13 protein-coding genes are annotated in these 19,540 nt (G+C 43.0%); 5 read left to right on the plus strand and 8 right to left on the minus strand.

Translation table 11 applies throughout. From position 1 onward, the window contains the following. Positions 1 to 2 precede the first annotated feature (2 nt). Entirely contained in the window at positions 3 to 3,956 is a 3,954-nt protein-coding gene (locus tag HUN01_RS06425; RefSeq protein ID WP_181930571.1) for a PAS domain S-box protein, read from the minus strand. Between the two features lie 304 nt (positions 3,957 to 4,260). On the opposite strand from HUN01_RS06425, the gene ldpA reads away from it, so the two are divergent. Both ldpA and HUN01_RS06435 read left to right on the plus strand, forming a co-directional pair. After that, the gene (ldpA, locus tag HUN01_RS06430; protein WP_181930572.1) at positions 4,261 to 5,418 is read left to right on the plus strand and encodes a circadian clock protein LdpA; all 1,158 of its coding nucleotides are present in this window, start codon (positions 4,261 to 4,263) and stop codon (positions 5,416 to 5,418) included. A gap of 73 nt (positions 5,419 to 5,491) precedes the next feature. Next, entirely contained in the window at positions 5,492 to 7,225 is a 1,734-nt protein-coding gene (locus tag HUN01_RS06435; protein ID WP_181930573.1) for a R3H domain-containing nucleic acid-binding protein, read from the plus strand. 193 nt (positions 7,226 to 7,418) lie between these two features. Here HUN01_RS06435 and HUN01_RS06440 read toward each other — a convergent pair whose 3' ends face one another. After that, a complete protein-coding gene (locus HUN01_RS06440) occupies positions 7,419 to 8,291 on the minus strand; it encodes a D-alanyl-D-alanine carboxypeptidase family protein (protein ID WP_181930574.1) in 873 nt (290 codons plus the stop codon). 400 nt (positions 8,292 to 8,691) lie between these two features. On the opposite strand from HUN01_RS06440, the gene mnmG reads away from it, so the two are divergent. Both mnmG and HUN01_RS06450 read left to right on the plus strand, forming a co-directional pair. Further along, positions 8,692 to 10,614: a tRNA uridine-5-carboxymethylaminomethyl(34) synthesis enzyme MnmG gene (mnmG, locus tag HUN01_RS06445; RefSeq protein WP_069071627.1), complete on the plus strand. Its 1,923-nt coding sequence runs from the start codon at positions 8,692 to 8,694 to the stop codon at positions 10,612 to 10,614. Positions 10,615 to 10,842: 228 nt separating this feature from the next. Then, on the plus strand, positions 10,843 to 12,183 hold the full coding sequence (locus HUN01_RS06450) for a hypothetical protein (protein WP_181930575.1): 1,341 nt from the start codon (positions 10,843 to 10,845) through the stop codon (positions 12,181 to 12,183). 49 nt (positions 12,184 to 12,232) lie between these two features. Here HUN01_RS06450 and HUN01_RS06455 read toward each other — a convergent pair whose 3' ends face one another. The 5 genes from HUN01_RS06455 to miaB form a co-directional block, all read right to left on the minus strand. Continuing rightward, positions 12,233 to 13,801: a glucosaminidase domain-containing protein gene (locus HUN01_RS06455; RefSeq protein WP_181930576.1), complete on the minus strand. Its 1,569-nt coding sequence runs from the start codon at positions 13,799 to 13,801 to the stop codon at positions 12,233 to 12,235. Between the two features lie 605 nt (positions 13,802 to 14,406). Continuing rightward, positions 14,407 to 15,171: an N-acetylmuramoyl-L-alanine amidase gene (locus tag HUN01_RS06460; protein ID WP_181930577.1), complete on the minus strand. Its 765-nt coding sequence runs from the start codon at positions 15,169 to 15,171 to the stop codon at positions 14,407 to 14,409. Positions 15,172 to 15,595: 424 nt separating this feature from the next. Next, positions 15,596 to 15,949, minus strand: coding sequence for a transposase family protein (locus HUN01_RS06465; protein WP_181930578.1), 354 nt, complete (start codon positions 15,947 to 15,949; stop codon positions 15,596 to 15,598). Continuing rightward, positions 15,859 to 16,551: a hypothetical protein gene (locus tag HUN01_RS06470; protein WP_238846025.1), complete on the minus strand. Its 693-nt coding sequence runs from the start codon at positions 16,549 to 16,551 to the stop codon at positions 15,859 to 15,861. Before HUN01_RS06470 ends, HUN01_RS06465 begins: the two co-directional genes overlap by 91 nt. A gap of 27 nt (positions 16,552 to 16,578) precedes the next feature. Further along, positions 16,579 to 17,943, minus strand: coding sequence for a tRNA (N6-isopentenyl adenosine(37)-C2)-methylthiotransferase MiaB (gene miaB / locus HUN01_RS06475; RefSeq protein WP_181930579.1), 1,365 nt, complete (start codon positions 17,941 to 17,943; stop codon positions 16,579 to 16,581). An 85-nt stretch (positions 17,944 to 18,028) separates the two neighbouring features. On the opposite strand from miaB, the gene HUN01_RS35985 reads away from it, so the two are divergent. After that, positions 18,029 to 18,163, plus strand: a complete 135-nt coding sequence (locus HUN01_RS35985; RefSeq protein ID WP_257798108.1) for a hypothetical protein — start codon at positions 18,029 to 18,031, stop codon at positions 18,161 to 18,163. Positions 18,164 to 18,321: 158 nt separating this feature from the next. Here HUN01_RS35985 and HUN01_RS06480 read toward each other — a convergent pair whose 3' ends face one another. After that, complete coding sequence (locus HUN01_RS06480) at positions 18,322 to 18,891, minus strand: retropepsin-like aspartic protease family protein (RefSeq protein ID WP_181930580.1); 570 nt, start codon at positions 18,889 to 18,891, stop codon at positions 18,322 to 18,324. Between the last annotated feature and the right edge of the window lie 649 nt (positions 18,892 to 19,540).

Genomic DNA, 19,540 nt, shown 5'->3' on the forward strand with positions numbered 1-19,540 from the left:
GTTTATCCGCGGCTATTTGCAAAAGTAATTTTGAACTGTGTTCCCTGTTGAGAGTCAATTTCAAGCTTTCCCCTCAGTTGCTTGACTAAACCCTGGACAAGAGTTATACCCAGCGTTTTAGCTTTCTTCCTATCAAAATTTTCAGGTAAACCAATACCATTATCTCGAATAATGAGTATCAAAATACTCTCAGGTTCTTGATAAAACTTAACCTCAATTTCCCCTCCACTATTACCAGGAAAAGCGTATTTCAAAGCATTGGAAACCAGTTCATTGATAATCAAGCCACAAGAAATAGCGGTTTCGATGTCGAGGCTAGCATTATCAACTTGAATTTTTAGTTTAATCTGGCTGGAATTAACATTATAGGAATCAAATAAATGAGTTGTTAAATCTGGAATGTATTGAGCAAAATCAATATCAGCGAGGTCTTCAGAGCGGTACAGTTTTTCATGAACTAGGGCAATGGAAGCAATGCGGTTTTGGCTATCGCGCAAAATTGCTCTCACCACAGGATCTTCTGTCCGTCTGCACTGCATTTGCAGCAAACTGCTGACAATTCCTAAATTGTTCTTCACTCGATGGTGAATTTCCTTAAGTAATACCTCTTTTTCTTTGAGAGAAGCTTTGATTTTTTCCTCGGCTTGTTTTTGCTCGGTGATATCTTGTTGGACAGCGACAAGAACGCTTCCATACTCAGGATGCCCAAAAACGGAAGTGGTCGCACTACTCCAGAATGGAGTGCCATCTTTTTTAACATTCTGAACTTCATAGGTTGCTTCACCGTGTTGAATAACAGCAGTTTTAATCGCTTGATTAACTTCTTTAGGCGTAGTACGTTCATCACCGTAGTTGACAATTGACACATGCTGACCAATTAATTCACCAGGTTCATAGCCAAACATCTGCTCAAATTTAGGATTAGTGTAGACAAACACGCCATCTGTAGCACGAACTAGGCAAATTCCCTCCGCCATGTTGCGGGTGATTACTGCTTGCAGTTCTAACATCTGTTCAGCACGTTTGCGTAAGCGAAGTTCGTCGTAGACATCGCTGGTTTCAACTACAACAATGCCTATACTAATGGGTTCATCGACTTCAGACTGAATTGGAAAGTAGGAAGCTAGCCAAGTCCGAATCACACCGGGGAGTTTTGGGGTTTCTCCAGTGATCTCCACATCCAAAATCGGTTCACCCGTTGTCAAAACATGTTGCAATACCTGCTCCAGCTTTGGTGTTAAATCGGGGACAATATCCCGTAGTGTTTTGCCAATATGCGCGGCTGCGGGAATGCCGTTAATTTCTGCTAATGCTTCATTAATAAATGAGAAACGCAGTTCTCGATCAAGAATGGTTATACCAACGGGTGCGCTATTGATGAAGGCATCCAATAATTTTTGCTTGTGAGCCAGTTCTCGTTCTAAGATCTTACGTTCTGTGATGTCGATCGCCACCCTACCGACTAACTTTTGTGCGGAAAATCCCAGAATCGGGAACTTGTATACCAAAAATTCACCAAGGCTGCCGTCTGGTCGAGGAGCAACTTCGATCGCCTCAAGTACCCGATTTGTCTGTGTGACTGTCTGAATGTGATCGAAATGCTGCCGAGCAATTTCATCTGGGTAGAGGTCAAAAATGGATTGCCCAATCACCTGTTCGGGTAGTAATTTAAATGTCCGCAGGTATGTTTGATTTAAGTAAAGTACACGCCCATCTGTATCAGTTATCCAAGCTAGTACCGGGCTGTTGTTCATAAATGCCTGGAATCTGGCTTCACTTTCTCTTAACGCTGCTTCGGCTTGTTTGCGATCAGTAATATCAATGATCACACCCAGCATCCTTACAGCTTCGCCTGCTTCGTTGTAGACGCCGCGCCCTTTCCCAGTGAGCCAGTGAACACTGCTATCGGGGTAAATTACTCGATATTCAGCTTCATAATTAGTATGTTGTGCTAGGGCGTTGAGTAAAGTCCGCTCAACTCGGTCAACATCCTCTGGATGAATGGAATTACGCCATAGCTGGTACTTCGCAGTTAATGTTTCTGGCTCCAACCCTAGCAAGCGAAAATGGTTGTCGTTCCAGAGGACTTCTCTTGTTTGAACATTCCAATCCCAAAGACCGATGTGGTTAAATTCCAAGGTTAGCCTCAATTGTTCTTCATTTTTGGCTAAGGCTGCTTCAGCTTTTTGGCGATCGCTTAGTGCAACTTCCCGTTCGGTAACATCTTGGGCAGTACCATAAAGGCGAATCACCTGTCCATCGGCGTTGAATTCTGTATGTCCAATAGCCTCGAAATAGCGATTAGAACCATCTGAGTGGGGTACACGGAGAATTTCTTTGTAGGACTCACCAGTGGCGATCGCTCGCTCAACAGCTTGGTGCAATTTCTCCCGATCTTCAGAGTGATACAATTGCAGATTTTCTTCATAGTTCGGCTCCAGAAGTGCGGGTTCTCGATTGAAGAGGTCGAAAAGCCCCTTCGACCAGGTAATTTTGCCACTACCAAGTTCAAATTCCCAATTGCCAAGGCAAGCAACTCGCTGGGATTCTTCTAGCAAAGCTTGACTTTTGCGTAGTGTTTCTTCAGTGCGCTTGAGATCGGTGACATCTACCACCAGTCCATCCCAAGCTACACGCCCATCCTTCATCTGACGTGGCGTAGAACGGAAATGCAACCATTTGAGTTGACCGCTAGGCGTTCGGATTCGCAGCTGAATATCTAACACAGATAGATTCAGGTGGGATTCTTCAAGGGCTGTCTGTAGGCGGGGAATGTCCTCTGAGATAAACTGGCGATAAAGCAGAGATGAATCTCTGAGTACATCTTCAGTCTTAACTTCTGTTAGTCTTTCAATTCCCCCACTCAAGTAGGAAAAGCGATCGCTACCATCCAATTCGCGGATCACCCGATAAACTGCTCCATTGGGCAGATTATCTCCAATCAAGTACAACATCACTTCACGCTCATGCAAGGCTAATTCGGTTGCTTTACGTTCTGTGATATCTCGCCCTTCTGGAATCAACAAAATAACTTTACCCGTCTCGTTTTGTAGCGGACGTAATGAAAAATCGATTGTTGCGACTCGGTTATTTGCGCCAAGAACATCAACTTCATAGCGGACAAACTCCCCTTGAGATGCACGGGCGATCGCTTGTTTTAATTCTTCTTGAGTTTGGGGTGAAATTGTCCACCAATGTGCTTCCCAAAAAGGACGATTGATCACATCTTCAAGCTTAATTCCGCCAAAACTGAGCGCAGTCTGGTTAGCCTCCAGTAAAATGCCATCTGGCGTTAGCAGTCCTGTAAATTGGAAGGTGTTATTAAAGATAGCGTAAAAACGGCGATCGCTTTCCTGCAATTTGGTAGTGCGTTCCTGTACTTTGGCTTTTAACTCGGTGTTGAGAGTTTGGAGGTTGTGGTAGAGTTGGGCTTGTTGAATAGCGATCGCTAGTTGCACCGTCAGTTGCTTGAGGCATTCCACCTCAAATGTCTGCCATTGTCGGGGGGCAGAACATTGATGCACAATTAATAATCCCCAGAGTTCAAGTGCTGGAGTCCCCTTGTTTTCTAATAAAATGGGGACAACTAAATTTGCTTTTACCTGAAACTGTTCCAAAAGATTAATATGGCAATCACTTAAACCCGCTTCGTAAATATTCGCCGCTGCCCAAATTTTTCCCCGACGATATTCTCTCCCTTGATTTTCCTGAAAACAGGTATCTTCAATCTCCAATCCCAAGATTGGTGTCCATTGAGGTAATACCGACTCCGCTACGACACTACCCTGCATCTCAGGCGTAAATTGATACACCAACACGCGATCAGACTTGAGTAACTGGCGGACTTCTTGAACTCTAGTGGCGAGAATATCTTGAAGCTTCAATGATTTGCGAATATCAAGAGCGATCGCTCCAATTAACTTTTGTTGTTCTTGTAGCTGTTTTAGTTGCTGCATTAGCTGTAATTGATAGCTTTTAACCTACTATTAACCAACCTTTGACCAGACTCAGTATTGAGTAAATTAAAAGTTATATCAAGTTCGGATAATTAGTTATGATTCCTACACTCATTGCATCCCACCCTTAATAGCTTGGGTCATAGGTTAGGCAAGGATAGAAACCCCAATCCCCATTCCCCCTAATCCCCAGAGGTGGCCCCGAATTCCCCAATCCCCAGTCCCCAATGCCTGAATCAGGAAATCCGGACTTTTTCTTGATCACAGACTACTATTTTTAGTCGCATAAACGCATAATAGAATAGTGACTGATCTGTTCGCCCCTTTACAATCTCTCAAACAAGGTGACTGGTTCAAGCTGATCTGCGGAGCCAGCTTCCAGCATTTGCCGGCAGTCAGAAGTTTAACGTTAGCCTATACTTTGGCGGGCGCTGACTGCATAGATGTTGCAGCTGATCCAGCGGTGATTGCGGCGGCGCAAGCAGGGCTACAAGTAGCTAAAACTCTGGCTACGGATGCCCAAAAGCGAGGCTTTGGCTACACAGGTAACTCACCCTTTTTGATGGTTAGCCTGAACGATGGAGAAGACCCCCATTTTCGGAAAGCAGAATTTAATCCTAGTGAGTGTCCTACAGACTGCCCTAGACCGTGTGAACGGATTTGTCCCGCACAAGCAATTGTGTTTAACAATAGAAAAGAAGACTTTTCGGGAGTAGTATCCGAAAAGTGCTATGGCTGCGGTCGTTGCATACCAATTTGTCCATACGATATGATCTATACATCATCGTATGTGTCAACGCCGGCAGCGATCGCGCCGTTGGTAATATCAACGGGAGTAGATGCCGTAGAAATCCATACAAAAGTTGGGCGGTTGGCAGAATTTGAGCAATTATGGCAAGCAATTTCACCGTGGGCCGATCAACTAAAGTTACTAGCCATCAGCTGTCCCGATGGCGAGGGGATGACTGACTATCTGAAAGCGCTGTATGACCTGATTACCCCACTCAAGGGTGCTTTAATTTGGCAGACCGACGGTCGTCCGATGAGTGGTGATATTGGCGATGGCACCACAATAGCCGCGGTGAAATTAGGGCAAAAAGTTTTGGCAGCAAAGTTACCGGGATATGTGCAGTTAGCAGGCGGCACTAATAGCTATACGGTTGCTAAGTTAAAGGCAATGGGACTGTTAAACAGTGCTGAGTTACCAGTTATGAGTGCCGAGAAAGATTATATTACTCAGCACTCAGCACCCAGCACTCAGCACTACATCGCCGGAATTGCCTACGGTAGCTACGCCCGCGTACTGCTGTCACCAATTCTCGAACAGTTAGAGAATAAGGAGGTAAGTAACACTAATGTGAAGGCGACTGTTCGCCTAGAAGAAGATGATAAATTACTTTGGCAAGCTGTAGAACTTGCCCATTCTCTCGTTTCCCAGATCAAGTCACAGCAGGAGCGTTAATCGCTCGTTCGGAAAATACCCAGAGCGGGTTCTCCTGCACGCAAATGTCCTCGCTATCTCTCCCATAGAAAGCATGACGATTACAGACGATCTCCAAAAGTTATTAGACATTTTGCCCCAAGACCTGCGACAAGTACTAGAGAGTCATCCCAAACGAGATATTTTAGTAGAAGTGGTCTTGGATTTGGGTCGTCGCCCAGAGGCTCGCTTTCCTAATCAAGCTGAGTATTTGAGCGAAGTACCCGTTACTCAAGAACAGATAGATGATTGCATTCAACGAGTCGGAACCTTTGGCGGAGATAATCGGGCAGGAATTGAGCAAACTTTGCATCGGATCAGCGCCATCCGCAATCGCACGGGTAAGATTATTGGCTTGACCTGTCGCGTTGGTCGAGCGGTATTCGGAACCATTGGCATGATCCGCGATTTGGTAGAAACTGGTAAATCGATTCTCATGCTGGGGCGTCCAGGCGTGGGCAAAACTACTGCTTTACGGGAGATTGCCCGTGTTTTGGCGGATGATCTGCATAAGCGAGTCGTAATTATTGACACCTCCAACGAAATTGCTGGGGATGGTGATGTTGCCCACCCCGCCATTGGTCGCGCTCGGCGGATGCAAGTGGCTCATCCAGATCAACAGCATCAGGTGATGATTGAGGCAGTGGAAAACCACATGCCAGAAGTCATTGTCATTGATGAAATTGGCACAGAACTGGAAGCTTTAGCGGCTCGTACCATTGCGGAACGGGGTGTACAGTTGGTAGGTACTGCCCACGGAAATCAGATCGAAAATCTGATTAAAAACCCCACCTTGGCTGATTTAGTTGGGGGTATCCAAGCTGTGACACTGGGAGACGACGAAGCTAGACGCCGGGGCAGTCAGAAGACTGTTTTGGAGCGTAAAGCCCCTCCTACCTTTGAAATTGCTGTGGAAATGTTGGAACGTCAACGTTGGGTAGTACACGAAAGTGTTGCTGACACCGTAGATAATCTGCTGCGGGGGCGTCAGGCTACCCCACAAACGAGAACTGTTGATGACCACGGCAAAGTTGCTGTTACAAGGCAGTTAGCTGTTGTTAACGGTCGCGGTGGACAGCTAGGGATAGTGGAGGATTCTTTTCCGCCGGCGCGGCCGTCTAATGGCTGGCGTTCATCTGGACAAATGGTCGCACTGCCACAATTGCCTGTAGAGCGGGTGACTGGACGCAGTGAGTTTGATCGTTTGCTGGATGAATCCTTCAATTATTCTGAAAGCATTGATTTAGATGCTGCTACCAGACAGCCAGGGCCCAATGGTGAAGATTTGCCATTGCACGTTTACCCTTATGGCGTTAGCCGCCATCAACTAGAACAGGTAATTAGTGTGCTAACTTTGCCGGTGGTATTGACAAAAGACATAGATAGTGCAGATGCAATTTTAGCACTGCGATCGCACGTCAAAAACCACGCCAAATTACGCCAAATGGCTAAAGCGCGTCATGTACCCATCCACATGATTAAGTCCAGCACCATTCCCCAAATTACCCGTGGTTTGCGGCGCTTATTGAACATCGACGACCCAGAAATGGCCGATGATAGAGAACTGCAACTGTTTTTACACAACGGTAGCGATGATGAGATGGATGCCTTGGAAGAAGCTAGACTTGCCGTTGAGCAAATTGTGATTCCGAAAGGACAGCCAGTCGAGTTATTACCGCGTTCTCCCCAAGTCCGTAAAATGCAACATGAGTTGGTAGAACATTATCGCCTCAAGTCGCATAGTTTTGGCGAAGAACCAAACAGAAGATTGCGGATTTATCCGGCGTAATCTCACCCCAAACCCCTCTCCAAAATGGAGAGGGGAGTATAGAAAATCAAGGGTGTGGTTTTGGATGTAGACATCTCCAGAAATTAAATATGCATTATCCAGAAGCCTTGTAAAGAAGTAGCAATACTACGTCTCTACACTTTTTTTCATATATTCTAGATTAGTATTCCCAAGTTTTCATATTATCTAAAAATCATAATGGCGTAATCCAATAAGTAATCCCCCGGACAACTTGTTTGTTAAAACCAAACAGAGGTAAATTTTCTTCAGACAAACCTACATAAGTCCAATGTGGAATATCGTTTTCTACAGTTTGAAACCAACCATTTTGATTAAGAGCTTTTCTTTGTTCTTGACTACCTACACGTAAATCAATGGCTAATCCCCAGAGATGTTGTGAAGTTCCAGGAGGTGCAACTAAACCGAGAATTTTTGTTTCTTTTCCCGCTTTAACTTTTGCCAAAACTTGATTATTAGCATATTTGTACCAAAATCTTAAATTCGTGTTGAAAGTGCGAGTACAATCACCAGAACCATAACCAGATTTTAGCGGAATTCTTTGTAGCGATCGCGCTTTATTTAAAGCCTCAGCCGCAGACTTTTGTAAGTAACAGTCCTTACTGCCATCAACATGACCCATTGTTAAAGTAGCTTGAAAATCTTGGGTTTCTTGTTCATTGGCAAAGATATGTTTTGGTGGTAGTTTCATCCCGATATCTTGATTTACAAAGACTGCACCATAAGCTCGTAGCAAAATATATTCATAAGTACCAGGCTGGGGAATTGTGGTTAAATTTCTAGCGATCGCAGATAAAAAACGCTGTTGATGATTTAATTTTGGGTTGGGAATAAATGGTTCTGATATTGTCTCTTTAGAGGTATCTGTACAAATTAATGAATCATTACTCAAGCATCCGTTTAATGGTTGGGCAGTTATAGCAACTTTGTGGTGGGTAATCTCATTGCTAGCTACTAATATAAAAATTATCAAGATAACTATACTAATGAAACTTATCTTTCTAATAATTCTATTAAGTGATTTTTTCTTTTTGAAGGTGAGTTTCATCTTTAAATAATTACTTAGTTGATTAAATAAAATTAATTAACTTCTGGGAAATATCTGTTATTGCTGAGTGAAAAAATAAAGAATAGAGATAGAGATAAATCACTGATATTTAGTTATGCTTGTGTACAACTTATACAAAAAATCTCATACATACTAGGAATCAATTATTTTGTTTTGATTGCTAACCATGTGAACAATAGCTTTGAGCAGCAACCCGGAACATTGCCATAAAATTTAAAAAATATAATCTTTTTTACTTAATACTCAAGTTTAAAAATAGAAACTTGTCTTTGATTGAGTACTAGTAAATTTGATAACTTTTTTATTAGAAAGATACATCCATGAAATCACTGGAACAGTTAAAATTGAAAAGAACTCTAAGCTTGCCGATCCTGTAAGTATGACGATGCACAATTCCGTTGAATTTCAAGACGCTTTTGATGTCATAGTCGTCGGTGCAGGTCACTCCGGTTGCGAAGCGGCTCTCGCCTCTGCACGCCTCGGTTGTCGTACCCTGCTATTGACGCTCAACTTGGATAAAATCGCTTGGCAACCTTGTAACCCAGCGGTGGGTGGCCCGGCTAAATCCCAATTGACTCATGAGGTAGATGCACTTGGCGGAGAAATTGGTAAAGTAGCAGACCGCACCTACCTGCAAAAACGTATCCTCAACTCTTCACGAGGGCCTGCTGTTTGGGCATTACGCGCCCAGACGGACAAGCGCGAATATGCAGCGGTGATGAAAAATATTGTTGAGAACCAAGAAAACTTGACAATCCGCGAAAGTATGGCAACTGACTTGGTGCTGGGCGCTAATGGTGAAGTCATCGGCGTTGAAACTTATTTTGGTGTAGGGTTCCAATGTAAAGCAGTTATCTTGACAACTGGCACCTTCCTGGGAGGCAAAATTTGGGTTGGTAACAAATCAATGCCAGCTGGGCGGGCTGGAGAATTTGCGGCTGAAGGCTTGACACAAACCCTAAATCGCCTAGGATTTGAAACCGGCAGACTCAAAACTGGAACTCCAGCACGGGTAGACAAGCGATCGGTGGATTATAGTAAAATGCTCATCCAGCCAGGAGATGAAGATGTGCGCTGGTTCAGTTTTGACCCAGAAGCGTGGGTAGAACGGGAACAGATGCCTTGCTACATTACCCGCACAACCGCCGAAACCCATCGCTTAATTCAGGATAATTTACACCTGTCGCCAGTTTATGGCGGTTGGGTGGAAGCTAAAGGGCCACGCTATTGTCCCAGTATTGAAGATAAAATTGTGCGCTTTGCTGATAAGGAAAGCCATCAAATCTTTATTGAACCAGAAGGAAGGGATATACCCGAACTTTATATCCAAGGGTTTTCCACAGGATTACCAGAAAATTTGCAACTACAAATGTTGCGGACTCTCCCCGGTTTGGAAAAATGTGTAATGCTGCGTCCGGCGTATGCTGTGGAATATGACTATTTACCAGCAACTCAGTGTTACCCCACACTGATGACTAAGAAGATTGCTGGACTGTTTTGTGCTGGGCAGATTAACGGCACCACAGGTTATGAAGAAGCCGCAGCCCAAGGGCTGGTAGCAGGAATTAACGCAGCTCGGTTTGTTCGCTCTCAAGAAATGATTGTGTTTGCCCGCGAGCAAAGTTACATTGGGACACTACTTGATGACCTGTGTACCAAAGACCTGCGGGAACCTTACCGGATGCTTACCAGTAGGTCTGAGTACCGGTTAATATTGCGCTCTGACAATGCCGACCAACGTTTAACACCCTTGGGAAGAGAAATTGGTTTAATTGACGATCGCCGTTGGGATATATTTACCGAAAAACAGGGTAATATCACCACAGAAAAACAAAGATTGCAAACTACACGAGTTAAAGAACATGATGAAATTGGAATAGCGATCGCATCTAATACCCAACAATTAATTAAAGGTTCCATTACCCTTAATGACTTGCTGCGCCGTCCGGGATTCCATTACGTTGACCTCGACAGGTTCGGATTAGGAAACCCCAACCTCAACCGCGCCGAAAAAGAAGGTGCAGAAATTGACATCAAGTATTCTGGCTATCTCGCTAGGCAACAAAATCAAATTGACCAAATTGCCCGCCAAGCGCACCGCCAGTTACCTGCGGATTTAGATTACACAACAATTGATACTCTTTCTAAAGAGGCACGGGAAAAACTGACTCACGTGAAACCACTCACTCTTGGTCAAGCTGCACGTATAGGTGGTGTAAACCCAGCGGATATTAATGCCTTATTATTATATCTAGAATTGCGTAGAAGCAAGAGCCAGTCAGAGTTTCCAGCCTTAGCTTAACACCAAGCTCATAAAGACTGAGTATAGTAGTAAGCGAGGGGATTGGTATGATAGATGACATAACTATTAGTAGTGCCATCATCAACAATCCCCAGATGAAAGTTGACTTTAATACCAACACTCGATCAACTCGTCTCAATAGGACGAGATTGGATGTTTCATTAATAATCATAATTTCCAGGCAGTAGGGGCGGCGTTTCCCCGTCCTAGCAACAACCCAGAACGTCTATGTTAAAAGAAGCCAGCACCCGTCTCATAGTACCAGAACCATCAGAAGACTTAATCGCCAACGAGCCTTGGTCGATAGAAAACTATGCTGATGGCTTAATGGATGAACTCTTTGCCGATATCGACTACATTCTGGATGTTAGTGATAATCTGCCTTCTCAAACTGTTAGGCAGAATAAATCGAGCCAGTCTTTTGCTAAGGTTTCTTCCCAATCGCCTACAGAATACGTGCCTCTGCAAACAGTTACCATACCGCAGATTATTTTACCCAACACACTGAACCAAACAGTGCAGTCAGCTGCTCAAGATAAGCACAAGCACTTGAGTACTGTTGTGTTTGACAGCGCCACTGTTAAATCAGTTAGTAGAAAGCGTCAGAAAACTAGTCCTGCTTTGGGCAAACTGCTGATTGTCGGAACAACTTTAGGCGTGGCGATCGCTAGTATGATCTACCTGGTGCAGTCTGGAGTCGTATATCTTTTAAATAGCAAATTGCCTGAGTCAGCGCTTTTAGTGCAGCAACCACAATCGCAGTTGCCCGTCAAAACAGAAATTGAGGCAGAGTTAGTTGACTACATGCTGGGAGCGCTGGCAGTTATAGATAAGCAAGAAGCCAAAAGCAATCAAAAATCTGTCAGTACGGGATTCTCCACTCAGGCAAATACTAACCAAATAGCCCTTGGTAACGGGCAAGCATCTGGTAATCTACCACCACTTCCACTTCTAGCTAACAATACACCACCAGCCCCTAACCGTTCTGGAAACGTTGTTGAGCGCATCTACGTTCCCGTTTATCAAGCGCCGTCGCCAATGCGCTATGCCCTCCCAGCGATTCCTGGGACTCCTACACTTTTACCAAAAGTTGCCAGTGCGTTACAGGCTTCTCAACCTAATGTGGTGAAAAATGCTTTGAATACAGTGCGACAAGCTAGCAAGCCTGTAAGCGTTAATATGTTAGCTGCTGCTGTACGAGCCGAACTTAAACCTGTGGCTGGGAAAACTGCACCCATTACCGTGCGGCAAACACCCAAGCCTCTACCTGCATTACCAGTAGTTCCATTGCGTGCAGCCCTCGCCCCAGATTCAGAACCAACTATTACCCAGGAACAAGTATATCCGGCAACTGCGATCGCACAGGCTCCCACCAATACTTTAGAAGGATTGCTAGAGTTGGGCAATAAATCCGCCGCTTTGTTTAAAATCGATGGCGTGACTCGCCGCATCAATATGGGTGAAAGTATCGGCTCAAGCGGTTGGACATTAGTAGATGTTAGTAATGGCGAAGCTGTTATCCGGCGTAATGGCGAGGTGCGATCAATTTATGCAGGTCAGAAATTGTAAAAGTTATTCTGTCAGCAACTCTTCCACGCACCAAACACCGGACTCTCTATTAGCTTCTGACTGGTGGGTTAATTTCAAAGTGAATATGATGATCGTGACCAATCATCTGGGTACAAAGCCCCTCTTGAATTAGCTTTTTATCGTTGAAGAAAACTGCCCCCGCCTTTACCAACTTTTGCTTACGAATAGACTTGAGAATAGCTCGCGTAGCATCTTGATCATATTCAGAACTCGACCAAAAAATGCCGCCAAAAGCCCCATTATTTTTGGGTAAGTAAACATCGCACATCATGCCAGTTTCATGCCCTTGATGGTCGGGAGTATCACCTCCATGAGGCAGACTAACATCGTTAATTGCAAAGAAAGCAGCTTTGGGATGAGTATTGCGATAACTATTTTGATAGTCTTGGGCAATTTCTTTGACCACATCAGCTAACCAGTGTGTTCCAAAATCGTGGTTATCTTGGGTGTCTTCCAGTTCACCGTTTACAAAACCATTATTAGTGTCGCTTTTTGGCATCAACTCCCACCGTGGCGCGTTAGCTGCTTGCAACCATCGATGAGTTATGCCACCAACATCAACTCGACCATCACCTTTAAGAGTACTGCGACCAGCAATAATTGATTGAAATAATTTGATTGCGTCAAATAGTCCTCTGTCTCTGTCTGCACTGTTAGGATCACCGACCCATTCGTAGCCTAGCTCATACAATCGCGCCTTAATAGCCTTAACATCATCATCTTTATTGACTCCGCCAATTCCTACACTACCACTGAGTTTAATTACCTTCGCTCCTGGTAAACTAGATGCTGTAGGTTGTTGAGTGTTCTCATCGTCCTTGTGATCGAAAGGAACGATAGCTTTAATTTTAATCTCTAGAGTTTGATCCTCAACAGCAATTATCATAGTGCGATCGCCTTCTTGTTTAAAGACTAAATCGAATTGCCATTTACCATCCTGACTAATTGCTACACTTGGGGCTGGAAATCTGTTATCGATCATCACCGATAAAATTTTGCCCCTGTCAGCTAAACGCGCTATACCTTCAACCCGGAAACTTTGTCCTACTTCCACTTCTTGAGGGGCACGAATTAGCTGTAGTTTTTCTACTGGGGAAATAACAACTACACCTGCATTAGCCAATAAATTCTGCGCCTCTGGAAGCAGATTTACAACTTTATTAACATAGTTAGGATCAGCTGAATAGCCTTTACCCTTGAGAAAACCAAGGAAGTTTTCTGGTGTATTGGTGTAATCTTCTAAGCCTTTATAGGGAGTGCGGGTTAAAAACTTCCAATAACCAACAATAAATGCATCAATATCTTGGAACTTACAAAATTCTACTTCTTCTAGCTCAGAAGGAACTTTGATTTTTAACGGTTCAGCAAAACCTTTCATGTCAGGATCTCGCCATTTTAATCCGGCAAAATTGTTAGCATTGACAGCAAGATCACTTTGACCTCTAGAAGATTCTAGTAACCATTGAGCTAGGGTAACTTCTTTAAGAATTTGTCGATTTATATCGGTAACTTTTGCATTTTCAATGCCAACTTGTGTAAATACTGTTGCTAAATCTTGATTAAAATAGGTTTTGATTAAATCATCTAGTAATGACATAGATTTGTCTCCTTAAAAAGTATTTGTAAATCCTCAACTTCTCTAAGAAGATGTTTTAAAAGTCCTCTTGTCAATATCAAAACCTTTAGATCCCCCTAAATCCCCCGATAAATTGGGGGACTTTAATTCCGGTTCCCCCCTTTCTAAGCTACTGTGTATACACAAGTCTGAAATAGCTGATTAACCAAGGTTTTACCCCACCCTAACCCTCCCCTTGCAAAGGGGAGGGAACTAGATTTTCTATTTCCCCCCTTGCCAAGGGGGGATTAAGGGGGGTAATTCGACTTGTGTATACACGGTAGCCTTTCTAAGGGGGGTTAGGGGGGATCTAAAAGTGCCTAAATTCACAGCGCAACACTTTTCAAACATCCTCTAAGCTCGACTTTATCCAAAATTAAAAACTTGGTTCTCTTGATACGGCAAAACTCTAGCTTTTTGGCAAAAACTTTTTCCATGTCACTGATTATCGGTGAAATCGAAAAAGTAAAATTACTGTCCCACAAAGCTTTTAGTGTAAGATTGAGCGTTGCAAAAAAATGGATAAAGTCGAGCTAAGAAGTCAGGGAACTGTTCTAGGTGTTAACGAATGATCTAGATATAATTAGTTAATCTTTTTCTATAACTTTACTATATCCGGCAAAAACAAAATGTTCATCTCTGTTTCCTTTACTTTTATCAGGCAATTTAACCCAATAATGGTTTTCCTCAAAACGGACATCTAAAATTGGGTAACTTCCTGGTTCAATATCAAATACAGAATCTTTTGGCAGTTCTGATGCCTGTTCTGTGGAAGGTTTTAAAACAGTTTTTGTTGTGATTTCCAGAACGTATTTTTTATCAGATTTGAGTTCATCATCATCTGAGTCACCAATTAATCCATCTTTAATTGCCTCTGCCATTTTTTCAGCATCAAAGCGATCCATATCTACTTTGGCATCACAAAAACAACATTCAATCAAAATAGCTGGCATTTGTGTATTCTTCAGAACAAAAAAACCTGCATTTTTAACTTTTCTATCATTAAATCCAAGTTTAAGAATCTCTTTTAAAACTGATTGAGCAATACCTTTTGATGTATTACTAGTGGCGAAAATTTCTGTACCATTGACTTTAGTGTTGAATTTATTAAAGTGAATCGATACAAAGACGTTAACGTTATTATTATTCGCTTTATTGACTCGCTGCCTAAGAGAATCATTTACACTACTAGCGCTTGTAGGAGTGCAATCAATAACGGTATGACCTGCTGCTTTGAGTTTTTGGATCAGTAGTGTCCCAACTGCTTTAGTTAAAGCATCTTCTTGTTTGATGCCTGTTGCTCCTGTATCGTGAGGAGGGCAATTATGTCCGATGTCAATACCAAATTTCATAGGGTTGATTTCCTTGAGAGGTATAAATGATTTCACTACACTGTATTAACCCAAATGCGATCGCACTGTCAGCCCCTAGCTGTCTTACTGGTATACAATAACGAAGTTGAAAGCTTAAAACTTACCATAATCGTTAAGGGATAAACACAAATATACTGCTTAGACAGTCAGGCTGTCAGTGAGAACACGTGAGTAGAGAACGCAAACAATAGCCGAAAAGCAGGGTATTAACCCAGAGCGCGTATAATTTTGCGTAAGTCCTACAGTATGGACTGTAAAGAAGTCTAAATATATAAACAAGTTTGACCAGATAGATTCCTGATGAGAGGGGAAAAATCTTTCTTTGATCAATAAAAGATAATAGAGTTGTCGGGAAATAAAAGATGAGTGAGACAATGCTGGTCTGTCTGCAATTTGGCTTTTCTTAAGCAGCAGTCAAGTAGAAGTTCCATAATCCTGCTGCGGTCAGCATCAAGCGGTCATCAAAGTTTTCAATTCGATTGCGATAAATCACGCTGACGGCATTGTAGCGCTTCACACCAGCAAAGGCATTTTCGCAAACTACACGAGATTGACTCAATTGGCGATTCTCTGCTTTTTGAAGATCACTTAACTCGCCCCCTTTGGGCTTTTTGTGTGGGAGGCGGAGATTGTCATACTGCTTTTGTATGCCCTGAAAACCAGAGTCTACCTCAATTGGAATTTCATCAGGTACACTGCCTGCAATGTCATCTTCGTCATGAAAGCGTTTGTCGTGTAATTTGCCTTCTCGCGCCAAGCTTTCACCGTTTCTTTGCCAATTTCGCTGTCAACAGTTTGGCCTCCTTCCAAGACTAGTCTGATGTCTAAGTTCTCATCTGGAGCATTTTTTAAAGCAGTGGCTAATTCTTGACTGACAGCAAACGTGCCGGTTGACCCGTCTAATTGAAAAACTTTTTCCCTGACCTTGAGCAAAAGTTTATCAACTTTTTTAGTAGTGGCAAACCTAAGATAGTCAGTTCTGGGATAAACATGACCTGCGGTGTAAAAATAAGAACTGGCTTGACCCGAATTTACTGTTATCAGTACTCGAATGCTCGAAGGAGTCCACAAACTAATAACTTGCTTTGAACCTTCACGGTATAAATAGCCACCTAATGAGTTGCGGTCGAAAACCCCAAGAAACTCTCCTTCAAAAGGGTCAACGATTCTCACGGGTTTCGACCAAGGCACATTCATATCAGGGGACAGTCCTGCTGATTTGACTACTGGCAAATCGCTTGATGCTTGGGCAAGGTTAGCTACTTCTTGAACAGTGAAAGCAGTACAAAGTTCAGGGGAAAGTACAGCCAAGCTAGCCCCAAAAAGCAGAACTGAAATCGTTTGCGGTAACTTCATCATAAGTCAGGAGTAATCCTCAACTAGTTCTTACTGCAAAACCGTTTGCCTCACTTCAACCGGTTCACCCGTCAAGCTAAAAGGGCGAACTTCGGTAATTTTTACCTTTACCAACTGCCCTTTGAGTTCTTGGATATTGCCATTAAAAAAGGTCAAACGATTACCGCCAGTGCGTCCCATCACCTGAGTTTGATCTTTAGGATTTTGGTCTTCTACTAAAACTTCTTCAATGCGTCCAAAGTAACGTTGCGATCGCTCTGCTACTTTCAAGTTTCCCAGATGATTGAGCCGTTGCAGGCGATCGCTTTTAATTTCTTCACTCAGTTGATTATCCCACAACGCGGCTGGTGTCCCTGGACGCGGCGAATATGCTGCTGTATTCAACATATCAAAGCCAATATCTTCTACCAGTTTCAGGGTATTTTCAAACTGTGCTTCTGTTTCCCCAGGAAAACCGACTATTACATCGGCACTAATGGAGGCATCTGGCATATATCGGCGAATGGTATCGATAATCCGACGATATTTCTCATGGGTATAACCCCGCGACATTGCCTTTAAAAGTTCATTATCCCCAGATTGAAAGGGAATATGAAAGTGTTCGCACACTTTGGGCAACTCGGCACAAGCTTGAATTAATCTCTCAGTAAAATAACGGGGGTGACTAGTAGCAAATCTTAGCCTTTCGATCCCCGGCACATCATGGACATAATACAGCAAATCTGTAAAATTGTTCAAATGCCGACCTTCTGGTGTGACTCCAGGTAAATCTCTGCCGTAAGCATCAATATTTTGACCGAGTAGAGTAATTTCTTTGTAACCTTGCCGTCCTAATTCTTCCATTTCAGCCCGGATAGCTGACGGCGTGCGAGATTGTTCGACACCGCGCACATTGGGAACTACGCAATAGGTGCAGCGTTCGTTACAACCGTAAATCACATTCACCCAAGCTGTCACTGTACTATCCCGTCGCGGCTGGGTAATATCTTCAATAATGTGAACTGCTTCGGTTGCTACAACTTGGTTGCCCTCAAATACCGACTCCAACAAATCTTTCAGGCGGTTGGCGTGTTGTGGCCCCATTACCAAATCTAATTCTGGCACTCGCCGTAACAGTGCTTCTCCTTCTTGCTGGGCAACACAACCAGCAACAATCAGGGTTAAATCAGGCTGGTCATGTTTGCGCTTCGCTTGTCTGCCGAGGTAGGAATATACTTTTTGTTCAGCATTATCCCGAATTGTACAGGTATTGTAGAGAATCACATCTGCATTATTCGGATCTTGGCACCACTCAAAGCCCATGTCTTCCAAAACGCCAGCCATGCGCTCTGAGTCAGCTTTATTCATCTGACAACCGAAAGTAGTAATGTGGTATTGGCGTTTAGAAGTGGTCATGGGCAATTCTGCTGAATCAGCGTAATGTATTTAAGGTTTATTTCTTTTATTCTATAACGCTCTTAACCTGCTTCAGGAATGCTGAATGCTGATTGAAGAAGAACTCAGAAGTCAGAATTCAGCAGTCAGAATCAAGACACGACGCTCGAATACTCGCTACCGCTTCGCTATCGAATACTCGCTCTCAGCTACTCCTACGGAGAAGCGAGCTACGCGGTAGCGTCTCCAAGAGTTGCCATGCCATTCGCGTTAGCGTCTCTGAAAGAGAAGGGTTTACGCTGCGCTATTCGTCAGTTGTACAAAATTCCTTCTGAATTCTGAATTCTGACTCCTGAATTCTGTTCGATAAAAACCTCAATAAGTTGCTACCTGCAAACGTTAGCGGTAATGAAATTCGACCTCTTTCTCCAGAATCTTGATGTCATATTTCCCAAAGAAATCGTGGCCTAGTAAGCCGATGCTTCCTTTTGGTGCGATCGCAACTTGAAGATTATTGGCTGTCACTCCACCGACTGCTATAGATTTTACCTTACTGGTTGGAAATTCTACTTCGCTACCATCAGCAATTTGAGCTTGCATTGAGCCTGTAGCCTGTAGTTCAAGTGTATTCGCCATACCTTGAGTGATAATGGTTCCACTAGCACCTGTATCTACAATCATTTCAAAGGTTTTTTTGTCGTTGAAGGTGACATCAATTACAGGAGTTCCACCAAAGCGGCGTTTGATTGAGACTCGAAAAACTCTGTTATCTGAAGGTGCGGCTATATTACTACTATTGCCACAAAGCCTTCCCAATCCAACGGTTTTGCCAGAGGAGTTTATCATGTAACATGCTCCTGGATCGTCAGCCGTTGCCCGATGAGAGAATGCTAAAAATATCAGCGTCGGCATGAGTGCGATCGCAGCCAGATTAACGGTCGTATTCCAACGCTTCCAAGCATTATTCATATTATATTAACCTACAATTTTTGTGATCTTTTTTAATAGCTAAACTCATCGTAAGTAAGTGGGCGTAAATAATTAAAGGTTTGTAGTGGGGACTTTAGTCCTCTCTTAAGGGCAAAAGCCTTTACTACGAGCTAATTCAATTGAATTTTAAATTACTTAATATAGTTTTATTTATTCTTGCCCACTTACTTAGTTGCTGCAAAATATGGTGTTAAAATCTCAACTACTTAATCTATAAAAGCAACTTTTATTAATTTACACTAAATAATAATTTTAACTTTTATTGTTTTTGATTACTATAGTTTTCTATGATATTCACGCTACTTCTGTACTTTGCTTAACCCAACCTACAATTCAAAGCCTCTCTCCTTTTAGGAGAGAGGTTTGGAGAGAGGTCAAAATGCATTGCATACAAACTGATAACTGCCATAAAAAATATTTTTATATATGTGTTTCATCAGATAAAATTGCATCTCTACTCAATACATTCTAGCTAGAATTACTGATTATAAATTAAAGATTGGGTAAAGACATGATCAAACTACTTAGAGCATATTAAATCTGGCATAATAAAGCAGGAGTCAGAATTCAGAATGGGCTACGCCCCGCTGCGCTAACAGAATTCAGAATACTCTACCCATAAACTCCA

Origin of the sequence: Nostoc edaphicum CCNP1411 (assembly GCF_014023275.1) — a bacterium.
Classification (GTDB): domain Bacteria; phylum Cyanobacteriota; class Cyanobacteriia; order Cyanobacteriales; family Nostocaceae; genus Nostoc; species Nostoc edaphicum_A.